Origin of the sequence: Stenotrophomonas sp. 59 (assembly GCF_030291095.1) — a bacterium.
Lineage (GTDB): Bacteria > Pseudomonadota > Gammaproteobacteria > Xanthomonadales > Xanthomonadaceae > Stenotrophomonas > Stenotrophomonas maltophilia_Q.
On sequence record NZ_CP127408.1, the window covers coordinates 4,540,001 to 4,561,782 of the forward strand.

General features: G+C 68.4%; 18 protein-coding genes. 8 read left to right on the top strand and 10 right to left on the bottom strand.

What is annotated here, in order from left to right:
* Window positions 1-337 precede the first annotated feature (337 nt).
* Window positions 338-1,525 carry a benzoate/H(+) symporter BenE family transporter gene (locus QP552_RS20695; RefSeq protein ID WP_286074575.1) on the top strand — a complete coding sequence of 396 codons (1,188 nt, stop codon included), beginning with the start codon at window positions 338-340 and terminating at the stop codon, window positions 1,523-1,525.
* Between the two features lie 6 nt (window positions 1,526-1,531).
* On the opposite strand, the gene QP552_RS20700 is transcribed toward QP552_RS20695, so the two are convergent.
* The 5 genes from QP552_RS20700 to egtB all read right to left on the bottom strand — a co-directional run bounded on the left by QP552_RS20700 (window position 1,532) and on the right by egtB (window position 6,855).
* Window positions 1,532-2,305, bottom strand: a complete 774-nt coding sequence (locus tag QP552_RS20700; RefSeq protein ID WP_286074576.1) for a GYF domain-containing protein — start codon at window positions 2,303-2,305, stop codon at window positions 1,532-1,534.
* A gap of 50 nt (window positions 2,306-2,355) precedes the next feature.
* Entirely contained in the window at window positions 2,356-3,222 is an 867-nt protein-coding gene (locus QP552_RS20705) for a D-hexose-6-phosphate mutarotase (RefSeq protein WP_286074577.1), read from the bottom strand.
* Window positions 3,223-3,262: 40 nt separating this feature from the next.
* Window positions 3,263-4,531 carry a lytic murein transglycosylase gene (locus QP552_RS20710; protein WP_286074579.1) on the bottom strand — a complete coding sequence of 423 codons (1,269 nt, stop codon included), beginning with the start codon at window positions 4,529-4,531 and terminating at the stop codon, window positions 3,263-3,265.
* Between the two features lie 81 nt (window positions 4,532-4,612).
* Window positions 4,613-5,587, bottom strand: coding sequence for an L-histidine N(alpha)-methyltransferase (gene egtD / locus QP552_RS20715; protein ID WP_286074581.1), 975 nt, complete (start codon window positions 5,585-5,587; stop codon window positions 4,613-4,615).
* Window positions 5,584-6,855: an ergothioneine biosynthesis protein EgtB gene (egtB, locus tag QP552_RS20720; RefSeq protein ID WP_286074582.1), complete on the bottom strand. Its 1,272-nt coding sequence runs from the start codon at window positions 6,853-6,855 to the stop codon at window positions 5,584-5,586. The genes egtD and egtB overlap by 4 nt, the downstream gene beginning before the upstream one ends.
* Window positions 6,856-7,005: 150 nt before the next feature.
* Here egtB and QP552_RS20725 point away from each other — a divergent pair, with 150 nt between their 5' ends.
* Entirely contained in the window at window positions 7,006-8,286 is a 1,281-nt protein-coding gene (locus QP552_RS20725) for a GGDEF domain-containing protein (protein ID WP_111113745.1), read from the top strand.
* A gap of 3 nt (window positions 8,287-8,289) precedes the next feature.
* Here the strand turns inward: QP552_RS20725 and QP552_RS20730 are convergent, their stop codons facing one another.
* The gene (locus tag QP552_RS20730; protein ID WP_111113744.1) at window positions 8,290-8,682 is read right to left on the bottom strand and encodes a YchJ family protein; all 393 of its coding nucleotides are present in this window, start codon (window positions 8,680-8,682) and stop codon (window positions 8,290-8,292) included.
* A gap of 102 nt (window positions 8,683-8,784) precedes the next feature.
* Between QP552_RS20730 and QP552_RS20735 the strand changes: the two genes are divergently transcribed.
* Window positions 8,785-9,564 (top strand): sulfite exporter TauE/SafE family protein, encoded by a 780-nt coding sequence (locus QP552_RS20735; protein WP_286074584.1) that lies wholly within the window; start codon window positions 8,785-8,787, stop codon window positions 9,562-9,564.
* Window positions 9,565-9,670: 106 nt separating this feature from the next.
* On the opposite strand, the gene QP552_RS20740 is transcribed toward QP552_RS20735, so the two are convergent.
* The 4 genes from QP552_RS20740 to folE all read right to left on the bottom strand — a co-directional run bounded on the left by QP552_RS20740 (window position 9,671) and on the right by folE (window position 15,949).
* Entirely contained in the window at window positions 9,671-13,051 is a 3,381-nt protein-coding gene (locus tag QP552_RS20740) for an ATP-binding protein (protein ID WP_286074586.1), read from the bottom strand.
* Between the two features lie 16 nt (window positions 13,052-13,067).
* Window positions 13,068-13,769 carry a DUF4194 domain-containing protein gene (locus QP552_RS20745; protein WP_087924080.1) on the bottom strand — a complete coding sequence of 234 codons (702 nt, stop codon included), beginning with the start codon at window positions 13,767-13,769 and terminating at the stop codon, window positions 13,068-13,070.
* Entirely contained in the window at window positions 13,756-15,225 is a 1,470-nt protein-coding gene (locus tag QP552_RS20750; protein WP_049429215.1) for a DUF3375 domain-containing protein, read from the bottom strand. Before QP552_RS20750 ends, QP552_RS20745 begins: the two co-directional genes overlap by 14 nt.
* 112 nt (window positions 15,226-15,337) lie before the next feature.
* The gene (folE, locus tag QP552_RS20755) at window positions 15,338-15,949 is read right to left on the bottom strand and encodes a GTP cyclohydrolase I FolE (RefSeq protein WP_004141296.1); all 612 of its coding nucleotides are present in this window, start codon (window positions 15,947-15,949) and stop codon (window positions 15,338-15,340) included.
* Window positions 15,950-16,574: 625 nt separating this feature from the next.
* Between folE and QP552_RS20760 the strand changes: the two genes are divergently transcribed.
* The 5 genes from QP552_RS20760 to QP552_RS20780 all read left to right on the top strand — a co-directional run bounded on the left by QP552_RS20760 (window position 16,575) and on the right by QP552_RS20780 (window position 21,771).
* Window positions 16,575-17,030 (top strand): MarR family transcriptional regulator, encoded by a 456-nt coding sequence (locus QP552_RS20760; protein WP_008265191.1) that lies wholly within the window; start codon window positions 16,575-16,577, stop codon window positions 17,028-17,030.
* Window positions 17,031-17,138: 108 nt separating this feature from the next.
* Window positions 17,139-17,348 (top strand): DUF1656 domain-containing protein, encoded by a 210-nt coding sequence (locus QP552_RS20765; protein WP_005411696.1) that lies wholly within the window; start codon window positions 17,139-17,141, stop codon window positions 17,346-17,348.
* Entirely contained in the window at window positions 17,345-18,262 is a 918-nt protein-coding gene (locus QP552_RS20770; protein ID WP_286074588.1) for an HlyD family secretion protein, read from the top strand. The genes QP552_RS20765 and QP552_RS20770 overlap by 4 nt, the downstream gene beginning before the upstream one ends.
* Window positions 18,259-19,728, top strand: a complete 1,470-nt coding sequence (locus QP552_RS20775) for an efflux transporter outer membrane subunit (protein WP_286074590.1) — start codon at window positions 18,259-18,261, stop codon at window positions 19,726-19,728. The genes QP552_RS20770 and QP552_RS20775 overlap by 4 nt, the downstream gene beginning before the upstream one ends.
* A gap of 3 nt (window positions 19,729-19,731) precedes the next feature.
* Window positions 19,732-21,771, top strand: coding sequence for an FUSC family protein (locus QP552_RS20780; protein ID WP_106549126.1), 2,040 nt, complete (start codon window positions 19,732-19,734; stop codon window positions 21,769-21,771).
* The last annotated feature ends 11 nt before the right edge of the window (window positions 21,772-21,782 follow it).

Below are 21,782 nucleotides of genomic sequence, written 5' to 3' on the forward strand. Positions count from 1 at the left end.
GGGCCCGAAGGCCTTTCGTCGTTGCGAGCCGCCTATTATGCCGGACTTTTCGAGTCCGTCAACACCTTCGTTCGATCATCTCGTTCGTCGGTGGTGGCGTCGCTGTTCGCGTGCCGTTTCCGAAGAAGCGATGCGCTGCAGCAAGGGAGCGAATTCTAGAGATCCTGCAGATTTCGTCAAGCGCTTTTTTGCATGCTGATGACAGAAGCACCGCAACATCACGCATGACGTACGCTCGAAGATCGCTGCGGCGTTGCCCGCGCGTTGCGCGGTCAACGCCGCAACCCCTATCAATATAGGGATGCACAATGCATGGATGCACACAGGAGAGACGGCAATGAACATGCAGGTGCGGCAAGCATGGTGGCGCGACCTTTCAGTGCCGGCCCTCGTTGCCGGCTTCATTACCGTGCTGGTCGGCTTCGCCAGTTCCGCAGTGATCGTGTTCCAGGCCGCGCAGGCCGTCGGTGCCAACCAGGCGCAGATCGCCTCCTGGATGTGGGCATTGGGGTTGGGCATGGGCGTCACCTGCATCGGGTTGTCACTGCGCTATCGCGTGCCGGTGGTGACCGCATGGTCGACACCGGGCGCGGCGATGCTGGTGGTCGGTGCCGGCGGTGCCTCGCTCTCTGAAGCGACCGGCGCCTTCCTGCTTGCTGCGGTGCTGGGCATGTTGGCCGGGTTCTCCGGCATCTTCGCCCGGTTGATGCAGCGGGTGCCGATGGCACTGGCCGCCGGCATGCTGGCCGGCGTGCTGCTGCGCTTCGGTCTGGACGTGTTCGTGGCCATGAACACCCAGCTGGTGCTGGCGCTGGCGATGTTCGCCACCTGGCTGGCTGGACGCCGCCTGTTCCCGCGCTATGCGGTCATCGCCACCCTGCTGGTCGGTATCGCGGTCGCGGCCAGCCGCGGCCTGCTGCACGCACAGCAGGTGCAGCTGCAACTGGCGGTACCGCAATGGGTGACCCCATCCTTGTCCTGGACTGCGGTGGCTGGCATCGCCCTGCCCCTGTTCGTGGTCACCATGGCCTCGCAGAACATTCCGGGCGTGGCGGTGATGCGGGCGTCCGGCTACGACGCCCCGGTCTCGCCGCTGATCGGCTGGATCGGTGTGGTCAATACGTTGCTGGCGCCGTTCGGTGCCTACGCGCTGAACCTGGCCGCGATCACGGCCGCGATCTGCATGGGCCGCGATGCGCATGAAGATCCGGCACGGCGCTATACCGCCGCCATGGCCGCCGGGGCCTTCTATATTGTCATCGGGCTGTTCGGTGCGACGGTTGCCGCACTGTTCGCCGCCTTCCCGAAGGAGCTGGTGGCCTGCGTGGCCGGTATCGCGCTGTTCGGCACCATCGCCAACAGCCTGGCCAGTGCGCTGGCGGTAGAGCGGGACCGCGAGGCGGCACTGGTCACCTTCCTGGTCACCGCCTCCGGTGTCACGCTGGCCGGCATCGGCTCGGCGTTCTGGGGCCTGGTGGCCGGTGCGCTGTGCCTGCTGGTATTGCGGCCCCGCGAGGGCCGCTGATCCAGCCTATCCCGCCAGCACAGCACCAACCGTACCCACCGCCAGCATGATGACGATGGCCACCAGTGTGGCAACTACGCTGGTGCCACCACGCGCGGCCAGTTCGCTGCGCATGCGCGCTTCATCGCCCCCCGCCACGGCACGGGCCCGGGCGATCTGCCGCTGGCAATGGGCCAGGTACCAGCTGTTGCCGAACATGCCGGTGGTGATGCTGAGCGCGAAGGTGATGACCATCGACAGGCCGTCGGGAACCCCCAGCAGTGTCTCGACCACACTGATCAGCAACAGCACGCCAACCCAGAGCGCCGCGAGACGGTACATCCGGCGGTACATCATCCACACCAGACCGATCAGGAATGCCGGCCAGTGCCAGGTTCCGGTACCCGTGGCGATGCCTTGATCCAGGCGCCAGCGCTGGCGGTAGACCGGGAAGTTGCCGCCGACCACGCTGGCATACAAGGCCATCTCGCCCTCCAGCCCGGCGGCCGCAGCCATCTCCGGTGCAGCGGCAGGCGCACGATACGGATCGGACGGGTCGCCGGCACTTGGCGCGATGCCCTCAACCGCCGGGATCGCATCGATATCCGGGAGCGGAGCCACCGCGATGGGTGTTGAAACCTGCTCCAGCTCCGCCAACGGCCGCCACGAGGGCATGCCTTCGCACCACACCAGCGTGCGTGCCGTCACCGTCCCGTCCTGCTGCAGGCGACGCAGACCGGCCAGGTCCACCGGTCCTTCGCTCTGCCTGCCGTTGGCGTACCACCACTGTGCTTCCTGCATGTTTTCCATCCTTGTTATCCACATCGACAAACTGAAACTGCTGCCAGCGCTTACAGCGCGGAACTGGCCAGGGTCTGCACCAGCTGATGGCGCGCGCCTGGCACAAGGGTAATCTGCTCTGGCCCGGCATTGGCTACTTCCAGGCAGACATAGTCGCGCCAGCCATCGCCGACATCAGCCATGTTGGCCGCCGCCTCGGCGCCCGGATTCCAGGCCACCAGGGTCTGGCTGCCTTCGCTGCGGATCTCGATCCGCCGTTGCAGCACCGGATCGCGCAGCACGTAGTGGCCATCGGTACCGGTATAGATGCGATCACTGCGCCCGGGATCACGCGGATCGCGCAGTGACCACGGTCCCTGTTGCATACGCTGCTGCGCGTAGTCCTCGTACTTGTCCAGGTACTGCAGGCCATCAAGGCCCTCGACCTCGACCTGGTTGGCATCCCCTACCCGGAAGTAGCTGTGCAGGGCCTGGGTGAATGTCACCGGCGACGTTCCCGTGTTCCCGGTGGTCAGCTCCTGGCGCAGCTGGCGACCGATGCGCAGGTGCATCTGCAGGCGCAGGCCGGGATGGCCAGGCGGCGACGGGGCCAACTGGAGTTCCACATCGCCGGCCTCATTCTGCCCGGCGTGCTGCAACTCCCAGCGCGCGGTACGTACCAGGCCATGTGCAGGAGCATCAGCATCCTGCCCCTGGCGGCCGAACCACGGCCAGCACACCGGCACGCCACCGCGGATCGGCGTCGGCAGCTCCGCGCGTTGCGGCGACAGCCACAGCAGGTCCGGCTGCCCTTCGGGGATGAACGACAACAGCTGTCCACCGAACACGCTGATGACTGCAGTGGCACTGGGGGTACGCACGTGCCAGGCCTCGAGCCCATGGAACAGGCCGGTGCGGATGTCCGGGTTCGACTGCATGCGATGACGCTCCTTGAAGACCGCGGCGATGATGTCGCGGTCAACGTGCCGCCGGCAAGGCCTGGCGGGTGGCCGCAGGCACCGTTGCTGCCTCCTGCTGCAGCGCGCGCAGGATGCGTTGTCCGGCGCGCCCATCCGCATTGGCCCATCCAAGGCGTTGCTGCTCGGCCTGGATCGCGCGACGCGTGGCGGTGCCGATCATGCCGTCGGCGGTGCCGATATCGTGGCCGCGGGCCAGCAGCAGCGTCTGCAGCTGGCGGCGCTCATCACGGCCGATGCCGGGATCGTCGGTCGGCCAGGCGGTGGCCAGCCCGGTACCGCCACGCAGCTGGTCGGCCAGCGTGGCAATCGCCAGCGCGTAGCTTTCGGCGGCGTTGTAGCTGTAGATCGCGTCGTAGTTGCGGAACACCAGCAGCGCCGGGCCCTTGCTGCCGGCCGGCAACAGCAGGGCGGCACGCGCATCGGCCGGGAGATTGGCCGGGGCCAGCACGCTCCCATCCAGCGCGGTCACCCCCTGCGCGCGCCAGTCAGCCAGGGCCCGACGTTGGGTACGTCCCGCCTGGCCGGCATTGAAACCCGCCGGGATCCGCACTTCCATGCCCCACGGCTCGCCGCTGCGCCAGCCGGCGCGCTTGAGGTAGTTGGCGGTGGAGGCCAGCGCATCGGGAATGCTGCCGACCAGGTCGCGGCGGCCATCGCCATCACCATCGACGGCGATGCGTGCATAGGTGCTGGGCATGAACTGCGTGTGCCCGAAGGCGCCGGCCCAGGAACCGATAAGCCCCTGCGCCTGCAGGTCGCCACGGTCGATCAGCTTGAGCAGGGCCAGCAGCTCACCGCGGAAGAAGGGCTGGCGGCGGCCGGCACAGGACAGCGTAGCCAATGACTGCAGCAGCGGGCGCTTGCCGAACACGCGGCCGTAGTCGCTCTCCACACCCCAGACCGCGACGATGGTGGCCGGATCGACGCCGTACTGCGCCGACACGCGATCGAGCAGGTCGCGGTGCTGCTCCAGCAGGGCGCGCCCATCGTCCACGCGCTGGCGATCGACCAACGCGGCCAGGTAGTCCCAGATCGGCGTGGTGAATTCGGGCTGTGCATCGAGCAGGCCGAGCACGCTGGGGTCGGCCGAGAGGCCGGCGGTGATCTCATTGAAGCGGTCGGGACTGATGCCTTGTGTCGCAGCAGTGGCCTGCAGGCCCGACAGGCAGCGGCTGAACGCCGGATCGATGCCGGCGGCAGGGGCGGCAGGCGCAGTCGGTGCCGAGGCAAGAGCGGCCGCCAGGCCGAGCGTGGTCAGAATGGGCATGGCGTCCTCCGTGTTGCCGTTGCAGGGCCATCTTAGGCGGAGCGTCGCCATCGAACCTGAAGCGGCGCCGGCTGCCGGCGCCTATATGCCGCGCAACAGGCGCAGGCCATAGGCCGGGCCTTCAGCATCCCAGCGCTGCATGACCTGCAGGCCAGCGGGCTGCAGCAGCGCTTCGAAGCTGTCGTCGGTGTACTTGTGGCTGTATTCGACGCGGATCGGTTCGTCGGCCTCGAAATGGAAGGTGCGGCCATCCAGATGGACGTCCTGTGCCCGCCGGCTGACCAGATCGGTCTCGATGCGCAGCCGCGCGACGCTGTAGCGGGCACGATGGCGGAAGCCATCGAGATCGAAGTCGCTGCCGATCTCGCGGTTGAGGCGCGCCAGCAGGTTGAGGGTGAACGCGGCGGTGACACCCTGTGCATCGTTGTAGGCCGCCTCGATCAATGCCGGGTCCTTGTGCAGGTCGATGCCAACCAGGGCCAGGCCATCACGGCCCATGGTCTGGCGCATCGCGCGCAGCAGCGCGACCGCGTCCTCGCCTTCAAAGTTGCCCAGCGTAGACCCGGGGAAGAACAGCAACCGCCGCGCGGGTTCGCGTTCGGGCATGGGCACGGCAACGGGACGGGTGAAGTCTGCACAGACCGGCAGCATCTCGACCTCGGGCAGCGCCGGGGCTAGATGGTCGATGCTGGACAGCAGCGCGGCACGCGAGATCTCGATGGGGGTATACGCCACCGGTTCACGCAGCGCGGCCAGCAGCAGTGCGGTCTTGCGGCCACTGCCACTGCCCAGCTCCACCACGTGCAGGCGCGGGCCGACGCTGCGGGCGATGTCCGGCAGTACCCGCGAAAGCAGGGCCAGCTCGGTACGCGTGGGGTAATACTCGCGGGTCCGGGTGATCTGTTCGAACAGGCGCGAGCCACATGCATCGTAGAAGTACTTGGACGGCAGCTGGCGCGGTGTGCGCGACAACCCGGCCACTACGTCAGCGAGGATCTGCTGGCGACCGGGCGTGAGATCGGTCAGCGCCTGCAGCGCATCGTGCACCGTGCTCATGCCAGATCCCGGGCCAGGCGCAGGCCGGAGAACTGCCAGCGCGCCGGTGGCATGAAGAAGTTGCGGTAGCTGGCACGTACATGGCCACGGGGCGTGGCGCAGCTGCCACCGCGCAGCACCCATTGGCCACACATGAATTTGCCGTTGTACTCGCCGAGATTGCCGGCAAAGGGGCGGAAGCCCGGGTAGGCGCCATAGGCGCTGTGGGTCCATTCCCAGACATCACCGAACAGCTGGCGCAGCCCACCGCCCTGCCCGGCCTGCGGGTGCAGGTGATCGTCATCGGCGAAGTGGCCCCGCTCCGGCTGGGATGCGGCCGCGGCCTCCCACTCGAACTCGCTGGGCAGGCGCGCCCCGGCCCAGCGGGCACAGGCGTCGGCTTCGAAGTAGCTGAGATGGCAGACCGGCGCATGCGGGTCCAGTTCGCGCCAGCCGCCCAGGGTGTATTCACGCTGCAGGCTGTCGTCCCAGTACAGCGGGTGCCGCCAGTCTTCGGTTTCACGCAATGCCCAGCCTTCGCTGAGCCACCAGCGAGGCTCGCGGTAGCCGCCAGCCTCGATGAAGGCGCGGTACTCGGCGTTGCTGAGCGGGCGCTCGGCCAGGGCATGGGCGGGCAGCAGTACGCGATGCGGCGGCGATTCGTTGTCATAGGCGAACGCGGCGTGCTGTGGCCAGGCTGCGGCACCGATGGTGACGATGCGTTCGGGCGATTCGATCCAGCCCTGTGCACTGGCAGTACCGGGGACGGTTGGCAGGTCGTCGCGGTAGGCCGGCTGCAACGGATTGCACCAGAACGCGTGCTTGATGTCGGTGAGCAGCAGCTCCTGGTGCTGCTGTTCGTGCTGCAGGCCCAGCTGCAGGTGCTGCAGCGCCTGATCGTCGAGATCGCCCGCGTCCAGCCGTGACTGTACCTGCGCATCGATCTGGCGGCGGTAGTCCTGCACCTGCTGCAGCGAGGGCCGTGACAGCAGCCCGCGCTGCGGCCGTGCATGGGCCGGGCCGATGCTCTTGTAGTAACTGTTGAACAGGTAGTCCCAGCCAGGGTCATGCGCCGATGCAGGTGGGAAGCCGGCCAGCACGAAGCGTTCGAAGAACCAGGTGGTGTGCGCCAGGTGCCACTTGCTGGGGCTGGCATCGGCCATGCTCTGCAGCATGGCATCTTCGGCACTGAGGGGAGCCGCCAGCTGCATGCTGCGGTCGCGCACACGTGCGTACTGGCGGGCGATATCGCGCTGCGGGGCAGCGACGGCGGCGGCTGCGCTGTCCATTCGGGCAGCATCTGCGCAGCAGGGTGAGTGCGATGTCATGGTTCGACGTCAACGCTTTCACATGCGTGACCGTCCCGCATTCAAGAAGCCGCTGCGGACGCCGCTAACGGCAATGCTGCGGCCGCGTCGTCACCGCGCTGGAATTCCTGCTTGCCCCTGCATCCGCTCCGCCAGCCTGCGCATTACCTGTTCGTGCTGCCCGCCGTGCTGGTTGCCGTGGTGCTGTGGGCGGCGCTGGGCAACGAAGACGTAGCCAATCCGGCCCAACGCATCCTGCCCTGGCTGCTGGCCTGCCTCGGCGCCGGCCTGGCCCTGCTCTACCACCAGGTGCGTACGCTCTGCCTGATGCTGCTGGTGGCCGTGATGTTCGCCCTGCTGCACCAGGACGTAGGTGGCTACCTGCGCAGCGGCCATGTCACGGCGCTGACACCGCTGCGCTTCCATGCCATTTCGGCCTGGTTGCCCTTGCTGTTCGCTGGCCTGGCGTTGTGGCCCGAGCGCGGCCGCCGCCGCCGCGACCTGCTGCTGCGGGGCGTTGCCAGTGGCACCGCGCTGATGATCTTCCTGCTGCTGGCCACGCAGCAACCGCGTGGCATGCACGATCTGCTGTCCAACCGCCACTGGAGCTGGATTCCGGCCGACTGGAACGCGCTGGCACAGCTGCCAGCCCTGCTGTTCCTGCTGGCAAGCGCCGCGCTGGGCTGGCAGGCCTGGCGGCATCCGCGCCCACTGCACACGGCGATGCTGCTGGCCCTGCTGTGCCTGTGGTGGATGCTGCCACGGGTGTTCCTGCAGCCGGTGCTGTTGCCGGCACTGGCCAGTGCGGCCCTGCTGCTGATGCTGGGCGCGATGCTGCAGGAGTCCTTCCACATGGCCTTCCGCGATGAACTGACCGGCCTGCCGGGGCGCCGCGCCTTCAATGAGACCCTGCAACGGGCGCGCGGCACCTACAGCATCGCGATGGTGGACGTGGACCACTTCAAATCGTTCAACGACACCCACGGCCACGACACCGGCGACGATGTGCTGCGCCTGGTGGCCTCGCGGCTGGGGCGGGTGGGCGACGGTGGCCGGGCGTTCCGCTATGGCGGCGAGGAGTTCGCGGTGGTGTTCCTGGATCGTCCCGCAGCGGCCTGCGTGGATGCGGTCGAGGCGCTGCGGCAGACCATCGAGGACACCCGCATGCAGCTGCGCGACCGTAGCACCCGCAGCCGTGACGATGAAACGGGGCGCCAGCAGCGCGGACGCGGCGGAAGCGGACAGACGGTACAGGTGACGGTGAGCATCGGGCTTGCGGACAGCCGCGTGGATGCGCGGCCGGCAGCAGTGATCAAGGCCGCCGACCAGGCGCTGTACGCAGCCAAGGACGGTGGCCGCAACCAGGTCCGGGCACACGCCGGACAGCGCGTGCTGGCGGTGCGCGGCGGCTGAGGCTCACACCGCGTCGAGGTAGTACCAGCGGCCGTCGATGCGCAGGAAGCGACTGTGTTCGGTCATCTTCACCGCGCTGCCGCCGCCCATGCGATAGCGGGCGGTGAAGCGCACTTCGGCACTGTCGGCACCGGTGACCGTGTGCTCGTGCACGGTCAGGCCCAGCCAGTGCGTGCGCTGGCCCGGCGCATCGTCCAACGCCAGCTCGGCCGGACGGGTGTCCGGGTGCCAGCTCTGGCGCAGATAGTCCGCCACCCCCCGCACATAGGCGCTGTAGCGCGATCGCATCAGGCGCTCGGCATCGGGTGCGGCCTCACCGGCATGGAAACGGCCACAGCAGGCGGCGTAATCGGCGGGAAGGCCGCAGGGGCAGGGATCGGTGGGTTTTCGGCTCATGCGGGCATTGTCGCCGGGTTGTGCGGATTGATCCACGCGGGGCACGGGTCAGCCGGTGCAGGACAGGCGTATGCTGTCGCGCCCCCACATCGATTGATCGCCGTGCTGGAACTGGTTCCCCCTGAGTTGTGGTGGCTGGTGGTGATCGCCTTCATCGCCGGCCTGGTCGATGCCGCCGTCGGTGGCGGTGGGCTGGTGCAGCTACCCGGCCTGTTCACCGTACTGCCGCAGCAGACGCCGGCGATGCTGTTCGGTACCAACAAGTTCAGTTCGATGTTCGGCACCGGCGCGGCCGCCTGGCGTTACGCGCGCAACGTACGCTTCCCGTGGAAGCCGGTACTGTTCGCGGCAGGCACGGCCTTCATCTTCTCCTTCGCCGGCGCCACCGCGGTAAGCCTGCTGCCCAAGGACGCGGTGCGCCCACTGGTGCTGGTGCTGCTGATCGCGATGCTGGCCTACACGCTGTGGAAGAAGGATTTCGGCGCGCTGCACCGGCCGCAGAAGATCGGCCGCCGCGAGCTGGCGATCGCGCTGGCCATCGGTGCGGCGATCGGCTTCTACGACGGCTTCTTCGGGCCGGGCACCGGCAGCTTCCTGATCTTCCTGTTCGTGCGCTTCTTCGGCCTGGATTTCCTGCGCGCCTCGGCGGCATCGAAGGTGGTGAACCTGGCGACGAATGTGGCGGCGATCTCGTTCTTCGTGCCGACCGGCAACATCCTGTGGCTGTTCGCGCTGCCGATGGCAGCGGCCAACATCATCGGCTCGGTGGTGGGCACGCGTCTGGCGCTGAAGGGCGGCACGCCGTTCATCCGCAAGCTGTTCGTGGGACTGGTGGTGGTGCTGATCGCGCGGATGGCGTGGGATACGTTCCGCGGTTCGTGAGTGAGCCTCACGGCCCGGTAGGTGCCAACCTGGGTTGGCACGCAGATTCCGGTCGCGAACAGCAGCCGAGCATGGCTCGGCTCTACAGGTGGATTGCCCGAGGCGCTCAGGCCTCGGCTTCTTCCGGTTCGTTGGCCTGCTGGCGGCTGCGCTCGGGCAGCTTCAGGCGCTTGCCTTCTTCGTCGTACTCGATCAGCAGCACGCCGGAGTCGTGGCGGCCGCTGATTTCGACGAAGCAGGCGCCGCCGATGAACGGTTCCAGCGTCATCACCGACTTCAGCGGGGTGGCGACCACCATCTGGAAGCCGAAGTTGTCGAAGATGTTCATCGCCAGCGCGGTGAACTCGTTGTCGGCCTTGTCGAAGGCTTCGTCGAGCACCACGGCCGCATAGCTGGGCAGCTGGCTGTCGGCACCGCCGAGCTGGTAGCGCAGCGCTGCGGCCAGGCAGGTCGTGGCCAGCTTCTGGCGCTGGCCACCGGACTTGCCGGCGCCGCTGCGGTAGATCTCGACCTGCTGGCGCGTTTCCGCATCCAGCTCGACGCCGATGAACTCCACGTGCATGCGCACGTCCAGCACCAGCTCGCGCCAGCGCTTGTCCTCGCCTTCCTGCGAGCCGAGGCGGTTGACCAGCTGCCGCAGCACAGTGAACTGCGATTCGGCCAGCTCGCGCTGCTCGGTCTGCTGCTGCGACAGCACCTCGCGCAGCTGCAGGTGGAACTCGCCCACTTCCGGCAGACGGCGGTCGCTCAGTTCGATGGTCAGCAACGTGCCACGGTTGAACGGCACCTGTTCCAGGCTGGCGTTCACTTCGTCCAGGCGCTGGCCGATCGACTTGCGGGCCTCGGCACTATGGCGCTGCAGCGCCAGCAGGTTGTTCTTGCTCTGGTTCTGCAGCAGGTCGAAGAAGCGCTCTTCGTGCTGCGGCAGGCCATCGCGCTCCAAGCGTTCGAGGCGGGCGAGGAAGTCCTCGGCCGAGGCCACCGACACGGTGAAGTCGCCCGATTCCTCCGGCCACTGTTGGATGAAGCGGCGGAAGCAGCCGATCAGCTGGTTCTCGATGCGGTTGAGGTCCTGCTGCGAGGAGGACAGCTGCTCGTTCAGCGCGTTGCTGACCTGGCGCATGTGCGCTTCCAGCGTTTCCAGGCTGAGCGGGCCCTGCTCCTGCAGGCGCTCGGCCAGGCCGGCTTCCTGCTCCTGGGCCAGGCTCGGCAGCACCAGCGCACGGCTCTGCTGGCGTGCGCGGTCGAGGCGATCACGTTCCTTGACCAGCTGGCCACGCTCGACGCGGACGTCTTCATAGGTGCGGCGCGACTGTTCGATGTCAGCGCGCACCGCATCGATCTGCGTGGCCAGCTTGGCCAGGTCGGCGTTGCCTTCGCGCAGGTCGCGCAGCGTGGCCTCGATGTCGCTCAGGCGCTGCTGCGGAGCGGCGATGTCGATCTCGTTCCAGCTGATGCTGACCAGCTCGTGGCAGGCCAGGCGGCGTTCGTTGTCGCGGTCACGCTGGCCACGCAGGCGCGCGATGTCGGTCTCGCAGCCGGCGATGCGCTTGGCCAGTTCCTGTGCTTCACGCTCGAAGGCGCCCACCTTGTCGTGGTTGTTGAAGCCGAGGATCCAGCGACGGCGATCGCCAACGGCGCTGCGGTCGTCCTTCTCGAAACGGTCGCCCGGATGCTTGACCTGGCCTTCGCGGGTGATGCCGCGGTCGACGTTGCGCAGCTGCTTGGCGTCCACGCACTCGTAGTCGAAGCGCTTGCCGAGCTCGCGCCGCAGCCAGCTTTCGAACACATGCTCGCGCAGTTCCAGCTTGTGCAGCAGCGACTTCGCCGACGGCTCGCGCGCGAACGCATCGTCGTTGCGGCGCACGCGGTAATAGGTGAAGCGCATGCCCAGGTGCGTACGGTTCACCCACTCAGCGACGTCGTTGTAATGCTTGTCGTCGACCAGCAGCGACAGTGCGAAGCCGCCCAGCACGCGCTCGATGGCACCCTGCCAGCCCTGCTCTTCCGAGCGGACCTGGATCAGTTCGCCGACGAACGGCAGCGCCGCTTCGGCGATGCCGGTTTCCTCGGCCAGGCGCGCGCGCAGCTTCTGCATCGGCGCCGGGATGTTGGACGGCGTGCGCTGCATCGCTTCGAGTTCCGCACGGACTTCACCGAAGCGGCGCTCGTCATCGCGCTTGCCGCCCAGGCGATCGCTGATCGCATCGTCCAGTGCCGAAGAGGCGCGCTGGCGGTCCTGCAGTTCGTTCTGCGCGCGCTCGACCAGCTCGGCGAAGCCGTGGGCGTCGTCCGGCAGTTCAGCCTGCAACTGCTGCGCGGCCTGGCTTGCCTGCTCGCGCTTGGCCTGGCGGCGGTCGCGCTCGGCTTCGGCACGGCCCTGCTCGCGTTCCAGTTCCTCGATGCGCTCACCGCCCTGCTGGCGGCGCTGCAGTTCCAGCTCGGCCAAGCGCTCGGTGTGGTTGTCGAGTGCGGCACGGCGCTGGGCTTCTTCGCCAAGCAGGCCACGGTCACGCACGTCCATCTCGCGCAGGCGCGCTTCGATCAGCGCCTGGCGGCGGCTTTCGCGGAAGCTGTCGACGCCGAGCTTCAGCGCTTCGTCGTCGCCACGCTGGCGGTGCATTTCCTTCAGGTCGTTGTAGTAGGCGCGTGCCGGCAGCAGGGTTTCCACCTGGCGGCGTGCGGTGACCACCGCCTGGTGCGCGCCATCGAGCTCGGCGAAGTCGCTGACCAGGCGCTCGGCGGCGTCGAAGGTCTTCGGCGTGTCGAGCATGAAGTCGCGCAGGAAGACGTTGAGGTCGCCCAGGTTCTTCGCCGACTGCGTCTTGTGCAGCAGGCGCAGCGCCATCTCGTTGTCGATGCCGAGCAGGTCGCGGAAGCGCTCGGCATAACCGGAGAAGGTGTCGAAGTGGTGCAGGTCGGACAGCTTCTGCTTGAGCTTGCGCAGGTCCAGGTCGAAGCCGCCGAGGTCCTTGGCGATGTCGAACGGGCGCTCGGCGATCATGTAGTGCTTGCGCACGTCACCGGCCGAGGTGCCGTTGCCGGAGATCCACAGCAGGCGCACCAGGCTGACCACGCGGCCATCGCCGGCGCGGTATTCCAGCACCAGCGCAGTCCAGGTCGCGCCCTTGCGCAGGTACTGGGTGGCGATTTCGCCGGTGCCGCTGTCCTGCTGGTCGGCCCACGCGCCACGCACGTAGGACACCAGGTTGCGGTCGCGGCCACTGCGCTCGGCTTCACGCGCGGCGGCGTTGAAGTCGACGATGGCCGGCGGCGTCAGCAGCGCGGACATGGCATCGAGCAGGGTCGACTTGCCCGAGCCGGAACGGCCGACGAACAGGAAACCGCGCTCGGCGATCGGCACTTCGGTCAAGCCGTTGAAGGTGCCCCAGTTGTGCACCTGCAGGCGGCGCATGCGGAACTGCTGCAGGCGCGGGTCCGGCAGGCCTTCGTTGAACAGGGCGGGAGTGTGCTTGGAGATAGCCATGCGATGGTCGGGTCTCTCAGGCCTCGGCGGCCGGGGTTTCGCGCAGCTGGCGGTAGACCGCCGAGAGCTGGGACACGTCTTCGGCGGAGAACAGCAGCTTCAGCGCCGGCGAGACTTCGTGGCGGTCTTCCTGGCCGCTGAGGCGGGTCAGGATGTGGTTGTCCTTCATTTTCTGCACCGCCGAGGCGACGCGGCGGTTGAAGCCGGCGCGGTCGGTGGACAGGTTCTTTTCATAGATGGCCAGTGCTTCGGCCATCTCGGCATCGGCGACCACCGCGCGGTTGCCGCGCGCATCGGCCTCGGCCAGCTGCTGGCGCAGGTACAGCAGCAGCACCGAGTCGATGAAGGTCAGCGGCGAGGTGCGCAGCAGCACCGGCGCGTCGACGTCTTCGGTATCGGCCTGGCGGGTGAACGCCACGCCGCTGTCACGGTCGAGCACCAGTTCCAGGAACAGGTCGGCCAGCGCCGAACGGATCGCCGCTTCGCTGCGGATCAGCGCCGGCCACAGCTTGGCGTGGCGCAGCTGGTCGATGCTGGGGCCGATCAGCAGCTGGCACAGCGCGCGGCGCGCATCCAGCGGCAGGCGCCCGGTATCGCCGAGGTAATACACGTCGTTGCCACGGCGGGGCTGCGCCACGGCCGCCACCGGCTCGGCCTCGTAGGCGTCTTCCGCCACGTCGGCCTGCGGTGCGTCGATGGGATCTTCATGCCAGCTCATGGCGTCTCTCCTGGGTGAACCAAACCAGCGGGATGCGGGCGCGACGGATCTGGCCGTCGCCACCACGCCATTGCGCAAGCTCCTGCTCGCCGGCAACCACGTTGCCGAAGCGCGTGCCCAGCGACAGGTAGCCGATGACGCTGCCCAGGCCCTGCGGCGCTTCGCGCTGCGACAGGGCCTGGGCGATGCTGAGCCGCGGCTGTGCATCGAGCAGGTCGTGCAGGTCCTGGCGCAGCGTGCGGAAGTCGATTTCGGACGAGGCCACCAGGTCGCCGACGCTCTCCAGGCTGATCGCAGCGGCGTCGTTGTACTCGACGTTGCCGTCGACCTGGGCGCTGCGCGGATCGTGCAGCTTCCACTGCGACCACGAGCGCAGGCGGCTGGTGGTCAGCTGCAGGTCGCGGCCGATGCCGCGTTGTGCGGGGAATTCGTCACGCAGTGCCAGCGCTTCGGACTGCGCCTGCTTCAGCAGCTGGTTGAGGCGGCGCTGTTCCAGGTAGCCACGGCTCTGCACGAAGCCGCGCAGGCTGCGCGCGAAGTTCTGCAGCACATCGTGCACCTGGCCACCGCGCTCGAGCATGGTGCTGGTGAAGCTGCGCAGGAAGTTGCGTTCGTTGCGGTCCAGGCGGCGCGCGAACCCACGCGCCAGCACCGCTTCCAGCGCGGCATCGAGCTGGGCACTCTGTTCGGCGTCGTTGAGCAGGCGCCAGAAGGCCTGGAAACTGCGTCCGGCGTCACTTTCGCCGATGACATCCACACCTTCGAACAGCTGCGACAACACATCGCCGCGCTCGCCCTCGTCGTCGATGATGCGTTCGCGGAAATCGCGGTTGAGCTGCTCGAAGTCATCGCGCACACGGCGGAAGTCCTCGGTCAGCTCGTCGGCCAGGCCGATGATCTGGCGGGTGCGTTCCAGCGCGCGCTTGCCGTCCAGCGCAACCACGCGGCCAGTGCCGACCCGGGCGATTTCGGCATCGATGCGGTCGCGCTCGTCGTGCAGCGCGGACAGGCGCGCATCAGGATCGGCTTCGGTCTGCGCAGCCAGCGCCGAGAGCTGCTCAATGACCAGCGCCAGGCGGCTTTCGGTGGCGGCCACGCGGGCCTGCTCGAGGCCGTCCGCGAAGCGGATCGCCTGCAGTGCAGCAGTGGACAGCTCGTACTGCTCCTGGTCGGCGCCTTCGGGCAAACGGCGTTCCAGCCAGCCCTGGGCCAGCCAGTGCGCGATGTAGGCCTGGGCGGTACGCGGCAGCTCGCGCGAGAGTTCATCGCCGGCCAGCTGGTCCAGCGCGCGCTGCAGTCGCTCGTTCAGCACCGAGGACGGCAGCGTGCGCTCGCCGTCCATCAGCAGGCCCTGCAACAGGCCGATGATTTCCGGGGCGTGGTCGGCGGCAAGCAGCTTCCACTGGGGCTGTTCGCGCAGGTGGCGGTAACGGGCAATGCGTTCGCGATGCTTCATGCAGCGAAAGAAGTCTGTAGGGCTGACAGGGACGAGCCGCCATGCACGGCTGCCGCGTGGGCAGCCGTGGGCATGCCGGCCTGCAGGGGCCGGCGCGGTGCGGGCAAGCGGCTCAGCGCTTGCCGCCCACTTCGATGAAGCGCAGGAACTCGGCGCGGGTGCGCGCGTCGTCGCGGAAGCTGCCCAGCATCTTGGAGGTGACCATGCTGACGCCGCGCTTGTGGATGCCGCGGGTGGTCATGCATTCGTGGGCGCCTTCGACGACCACGCCGACGCCGATCGGCTGCAGCACATCCTGGATGCACTGGGCGATCTGCGCGGTCATCTTTTCCTGCACCTGGAAGCGGCGGGCGTAGGCTTCGACGACGCGGGCCAGCTTGCTGATGCCCACCACCTTGCCGGCCGGCAGGTAGCCGACGTGCACGCGGCCGATGATCGGCGCCATGTGGTGCTCGCAGTGGCTTTCGTACTCGATGTCACGCAGGACGATCAGTTCGTCGTAGCCGGCCACTTCCTCGAAGGTCCGCTCCATGTAGGCGCGCGGGTCGTCGCGGTAACCGCTGAACCAGTCGCCATAGGCTTCGGCGACACGGCGGGGGGTATCCAGCAGGCCTTCGCGGGACGGGTCCTCACCGGCCCAGCGCAGCAGGGTGCGCACGGCATCCTCGGCCTGGTCCTGGGTCACGTCGCCCTGCGGGGCGGCCTTTTCGTTGTTCTTGCTCATTGCGTACAGCGTCCCGAACGGGGGGCGAGCATCGTACCCGACCGGGGGGTGGGTCGTCCTGTTGGGACGGTTCATCGGGGGTGACGCGCGGCGCCGAACTGCTATCGATTTGGAGCGGGAAGGGCGGCAGGGCAGGACGCGCCGTAAACCCATCCCTGGGGGCTCGGTCGGCGCATCCATGCGCCTCACGGTCCTGCCCTGCCGCCCTTCCCACTCCCTGACGGTTTCCTGCGGGCGCGGCCGGACCGCCCGAAAGCGGGGGCAAAAGCGGGGTTCATGGCTTCGGCGAGTCCAGCGGTAGCGCCGGGCCATGCCCGGCGAGCCAAGCGGTGCGACCAGGAGCCGCCGGGCATGGCCCGGCGCTACCGCTCTTGCCTTTAAAGAGCCAACCCACCGCGCTCGCAGGGTGATGGGTGGGTGGCGGAGGGCCGGGCGGGGCAGGGCCGTGAGGCGCATGGATGCGCCGATCGAGCTTACATGGACGTACTTGCAGCGCGCCCTGCCCCGTCCGGCCCTCCGCCGCCCCAACCGATAGCCAGCAGGCGCAACGCTTTCCTCAACACACCCGCCCATTCAGAAAAACCCATTGATAGGAATGAAATTAGTAGTATCCTATCTATCTCTTATGGACCGACCCCTCGACGAGCGCACCGTGCTGCAGATGCAGCTCAGCTCCGGCCTGCTGTACGCAGGGCGGCAGTGGCAGCGCCTGGCCGACAGCCGGCTCGGCAGCTACGGCATCTCCACCGCCTGCACCATGCCGCTGCTGATGATCGGCCGCTCCGGCGGTGGCATCCGCCAGGTGGCGCTGGCCCAGCAGCTGGGCATGGAGGGGCCTTCCCTGGTGCGCCTGCTGGACAAGCTGTGCGCCAGCGACCTGGTCCGCCGCGAAAGCGACGCCAGCGACCGCCGCGCCAACCTGCTGTGGCTGACCGATGCGGGCCAAGCCCTTGTCAGCGAGCTGGAAGACCAGTTGATCGGCCTGCGCCAGGACGTCTTCGGCGAACTCTCCATGGATGAACTGCACGCCGTGCTGAAGGCATGGCGCCTGCTGGCCGAGGCCGCCGACCGCATCACGTAAGAGCGCTGCCCCCGAACACCGCCGCTGCCGTGCACACGCCAGCGGCTTTTGCCCGTTGCCGTTGTTCTGTTGTTCCTCCCCTCCCCCACTCGCCCCCGCCCCCTACCGATGCCCGGTGAATTCAGTCTCCACGGAGTGTTCGTCCCGACCCTGCTCGGGTTGATGTTGTTGGCCTACCTGGTCAACAGCGGTCTGCATGCGCTGCTGCAGCGTGCCGGTGCCTATCGCCATATATGGCACCCGCCACTGTTCAACCTGGCGCTGTACGGGATCGTGCTTGGCCTGCTGTTCCACCTCCTGCGTTGGATGCAATCGTGAACAAGATCGTGAAGAAGACCCTGCCGGTGCTGCTGACCAGCGCAGCCGTGATCGTCGCCCTGCTGGTGCTGCGCCAGCTGTGGGTCTATTACATGGATGAGCCGTGGACCCGCGACGCGCATGTTGGCGCCGACGTGGTGCAGGTGGCACCGGATGTGTCCGGGCTGGTGGAAACGGTGGACGTGGCCGACAACCAGGCAGTGAAGAAGGGCGACCTGTTGTTCGTGGTCGATCGCGCCCGTTATCGCATTGCGCTGGAACAGGCCAAGGCCAGCCTGGCCGAGCGCCAGGCCTCGGTCGCCCAGCTGCGCCGCGAGATCGGTCGCGACCGCAGCCTGCAGGATCTGGTCGCCGCCGAGGATGCCGAAGTGCGCCGCGCCAAGCTGCAGGCTGCACAGGCTGCGCTGGCCACCGCACAGGCCGCGGTCGACCTGGCCGAGCTCAACCTCGGCCGTACCGAGGTGCGTGCGCCGGCCGATGGCCGGGTCAACGACCGCACCATGCGCGTAGGCGACTATGTGGTGGCCGGCAAGCCGGTGCTGGCGTTGCTGGATACCGGCTCGTTCCGCATTGATGGCTATTTCGAGGAAACCCGACTGCGCGGCGTGGCACCGGGACAGACGGTGGACATCCGGCTGATGGGTGAATCGACGCCGCTGCGTGGCCACGTGGAAAGCATCGCCGCCGGCATCGAGGACCGCTACCGCAGCAACGGCAGCACCCTGCTGCCGAACGTGACCCCGGCCTTCGACTGGGTGCGGCTGGCGCAGCGCATCCCGGTGCGCATCGCCATCGACGAAGTGCCCAAGGGCGTTGAGCTGATTGCCGGCCGTACCGCCACGGTAACCGTGCAGACCAGCAGCACGAAGCACGCAGACAAGGCCGGCACCGCGCCGACACAGGCGGGCCTGTGAACACCGCCCTGCCCCGTCTCGGCCTGATCGTCGCGCTGGCCAGCCTGGCCGCGTGCAGGACCGTCGGCCCGGACTATGCATTGCCGGAAGGCTCGGCGTTCAAGCGCCCCGAAGCCAATGCCGCCTTCATCGATACGCAGAACCCGCAGGTGGCCGCCAACCAGGCGCTGCCCGACCGCTGGTGGTCGTTGTACAACGACCCGGTGCTGGACGGGCTGATCACCCGGGCGCTGCGTGACAACGTGGAACTGAAGGCCGCCGATGCGCACCTGCGCCGCGCCGCCGCCGTGTACGAACAGGCGCTGGACGCCGGCGGCTTCGAGTACGAGGCCGAGGCCGGCGTCAGCCGCGCGCAGCTGTCGGCCGAATCGTTCCTGCAGGAGCACGAGCTGCCGGTGATCAACCTGGCCGACGGCAAGTTCGCGGTCAGCTACCAGTTCGACCTGTTCGGCAAGCTCAAGCGCGGCGCCGAAGCGGCGCGTGCCGACGAGCAGTCGGTGGCGGCGGCACGCGATCTTGCCCAGGTCAGTGTGGTCGCCCAGGTGGCCGACAGCTACCTGGAGATCTGCCACGCCAACCATGAGCTGCACGTGGCCGAACATTCGCTGCAGCTGCAGCAGCGCAGCCGCACCGTTACCGAACGCCTGATCGCCGCCGGCCGCGGCACGCCGCCGGAGCTGGCCCGCGCCAATGCCCAGGTGGCGCTGCTGGAAGCTGCACTGCCGCCGCTGCATGCGCAGCGCTCGGCGGCCGCCTATTCGCTGGCCGCCCTGCTCGGGCAGACCCCGGGCCAGCTGCCGGCCGGCGTGATCGACTGTGCACACGCGCCCGGCCTGGCGCAGCCGCTGCCGGTCGGTGATGGCCGCGCGCTGCTGCAGCGCCGCCCGGACGTGCGCCAGGCCGAACGCAAGCTGGCCTCGGCCACCGCGCGGATTGGCGTGGCCACCGCCGAGCTGTATCCGGACATCCGCCTGGGCGCCTCGGTGGGCGCCGCCGGCCTGCTGGAAGACTTCGGCACACCGATGACCCAGCAGTGGTCGATCGGCCCGCTGATTTCGTGGACGCTGCCGTCGTCGGGCACGCATGCGCGCATCCACGCTGCCGAGGCCGGTGCCGACGCGGCGCTGGCCGAGTTCGACCACACCGTGCTGCAGGCACTGCGCGAGACCCAGACTGCGCTGGACCGCTATGCGCAGGACCTGCGCCGCCTGCAGTCGCTGCGCATCGCGCAGGAGCAGGCCGCGCTGGCCGCCGAGCAGAACCGCCGGCTGTACCAGGGAGGCCGCACGCCGTACCTGTCCAGCCTGGATGCCGACCGCAGCCTGGCCACCAGCGACGCCACTCTGGCGGCTGCCGAAGCGCAGGTCTCGCGCGACCAGATCCACCTGTTCCTGGTGCTGGGTGGCGGCTGGCAGGCAACGGTCGCCCCGGCGGCGCCGGCCACCGCACAGGCCTCGGCGAAGTAAGCCATGAACGCGCTGACCGACCGCCAGGCCTGGCTGTTCTCGATCAAGACCTACCTGGCCGCAGTGGCCGCGCTGTACATCGCCATGGCCGGCAACCTGTCGCGCCCGTACTGGGCGATGGGCACGGTGTACATCGTCAGCCAGCCGCTGCTGGGCCCGACCCGTGCCAAGGGCGTGTACCGCATCGTCGGCACGCTGGTGGCCGGGCTGGCCACCCTGCTGGTGCTGCCGGCATTGGTGGAAACGCCGCTGGTGCTGAGCGCTGCAATGTCGATCTGGCTGGCCGGTTGCCTGTTCATGGCGCTGCTCAACCGCGGCCCACGCGGTTACGCGTTCCTGCTGGCCGGCTACACCACCGCCTTCATCGGCTTCCCGGCGGTGACGTCGCCGGAAACCATCTTCGACACGGTGGTGGCGCGCAGCGAGGAGATCATCCTCGGCACGGTGGTGGCGGTGCTGTTCGCCTCGCTGCTGTTCCCGGCCTCGGTGCGACCGATGCTGCGCGCGCGCATCGGCAACTGGATGGAGGACGCCGCGCAGTGGTGCCGGCAGATTCTGGAGCGCGGCCGTGCGCATGCGCCGCGCAACCGGCTGGCCGCCGACCTGGTGCAGTTCGAGGCGCTGATCGAGTTCCTGCGCCGCGACGACCCGCGCCACGCCGGTTCGGCGGTGTCGATGGAACGGCTGCGCGAGCGCATGCTGCTGCTGTTGCCGGTGCTGTCCTCGATCGCCGACCGGCTGAGCGCGCTGCGCAGCGATGGCCAGGCCCTGCCGGAAGGCCTGCCGGAGCTGATCGACGACATCCACGACTGGCTCGACGGCCCGACCAATGCCAGCGAGTACGCCCGCCTGCGCGCGCGCATCAGTGCACTGAAGCCACAGGTGGACCGCGACCTGCAGCACCTGCAGCTGGCCAGCCTGCTGCTGCGCCTGGAGGAACTGGTGGACCTGTGGCAGGACTGCCGCACCCTGCAGCACGCGATCGACCATGGCACCGCGCCGCTGGACCGTGCGCACTACCGCATCCGCACCGAACGCGTAGCCGCCGACAAGCACGTCGACTACGGCATGGCGCTGTTCTCCGCGCTCAGCGCCGGCGTGGCGCTGATGAGCTACTGCGTGCTGTGGATCGCGTTGGGATGGGAAGGCGGCGGCAACGGCGCGATGATGGCCGCGGTGACCGCCGCGTTCTTCGCCGCGCAGGACGATCCGGCGCCGAGCATGGTGTCATTCCTGGTATGGGCGATGGTCGCCTCGGTAGTGGCCGGCGTGTACCTGTTCGGCATCTTCCCGGCGGTGCACGACTTCGGCCTGCTGGCATTGGTACTGGCGGTGGTGTTCCTGCCGCTGGGGCTGATGCTGCACCACCCCAAGAGCGCGCTGTTCGCGCTGCCGCTGACGGTGAACCTGGCCGCGCTGCTGAGCCTGCAGAACACCTACAGCGCCAACATCCAGACCTTCCTCAATTCGTCGATCGCGATGTTCATCGGCATCGGCTTTGCGGTGGTGATGACCCGCCTGTTCCGTTCGGTGGGTGCCGAATGGACCGCGCGCCGGCTGGTGCGGCAGGGCTGGACCACGCTGGCCGAGGCCGCCGAAGGCCGTGGCCAGCAGGACCGGCAGCGCTTCGCCGCACGCATGCTCGACCTGCTGGGCCTGCTCGCACCGCGCCTGGCAGCGACGCCGGAAGGCAGCGACATCGCCTCGGTGGACATGCTCAACGAGGCACGCATCGGCCTGAACATCCTGCAGCTGCGCCGCGCCCGGCTGGAACTGCCCGAGCGCAGCCGCGAAGCGGTCGAGCACATCCTGGAGGAAATCGCCGCGCACTACCGACGGCAGATTGCCGCGCGCAAGCCGATGGTGGCCGCCGAGGCGCTGCGCGAGCGGCTGGACACCTCGCTGGGCCGGGTCGGCAGCGTGGGCGCCTGCAAGGCCCGCGACGAGGCGCTAATGGGCCTGATCGGCCTGCGCTTCGCGCTGTTCCCGGAGGCGAAGGCGCTGGCGCCGGGATGGGTAGGCGCCGAATCACCGTCCGTGTAATGCGATCCGCC

Excerpts from the sequence above, each read along its gene's own strand:
- QP552_RS20695 (WP_286074575.1), top strand. The coding sequence starts at position 338 with ATGAACATGCAGGTGCGGCAAGCATGGTGGCGCGACCTTTCAGTGCCG.
- QP552_RS20700 (WP_286074576.1), bottom strand. The coding sequence starts at position 2,305 with ATGCAGGAAGCACAGTGGTGGTACGCCAACGGCAGGCAGAGCGAAGGA.
- QP552_RS20705 (WP_286074577.1), bottom strand. The coding sequence starts at position 3,222 with ATGCAGTCGAACCCGGACATCCGCACCGGCCTGTTCCATGGGCTCGAG.
- QP552_RS20710 (WP_286074579.1), bottom strand. The coding sequence starts at position 4,531 with ATGCCCATTCTGACCACGCTCGGCCTGGCGGCCGCTCTTGCCTCGGCA.
- egtD (WP_286074581.1), bottom strand. The coding sequence starts at position 5,587 with ATGAGCACGGTGCACGATGCGCTGCAGGCGCTGACCGATCTCACGCCC.
- egtB (WP_286074582.1), bottom strand. The coding sequence starts at position 6,855 with ATGGACAGCGCAGCCGCCGCCGTCGCTGCCCCGCAGCGCGATATCGCC.
- QP552_RS20730 (WP_111113744.1), bottom strand. The coding sequence starts at position 8,682 with ATGAGCCGAAAACCCACCGATCCCTGCCCCTGCGGCCTTCCCGCCGAT.
- QP552_RS20740 (WP_286074586.1), bottom strand. The coding sequence starts at position 13,051 with ATGGCTATCTCCAAGCACACTCCCGCCCTGTTCAACGAAGGCCTGCCG.
- QP552_RS20745 (WP_087924080.1), bottom strand. The coding sequence starts at position 13,769 with ATGAGCTGGCATGAAGATCCCATCGACGCACCGCAGGCCGACGTGGCG.
- QP552_RS20750 (WP_049429215.1), bottom strand. The coding sequence starts at position 15,225 with ATGAAGCATCGCGAACGCATTGCCCGTTACCGCCACCTGCGCGAACAG.
- folE (WP_004141296.1), bottom strand. The coding sequence starts at position 15,949 with ATGAGCAAGAACAACGAAAAGGCCGCCCCGCAGGGCGACGTGACCCAG.
- QP552_RS20760 (WP_008265191.1), top strand. The coding sequence starts at position 16,575 with ATGGACCGACCCCTCGACGAGCGCACCGTGCTGCAGATGCAGCTCAGC.
- QP552_RS20765 (WP_005411696.1), top strand. The coding sequence starts at position 17,139 with ATGCCCGGTGAATTCAGTCTCCACGGAGTGTTCGTCCCGACCCTGCTC.
- QP552_RS20780 (WP_106549126.1), top strand. The coding sequence starts at position 19,732 with ATGAACGCGCTGACCGACCGCCAGGCCTGGCTGTTCTCGATCAAGACC.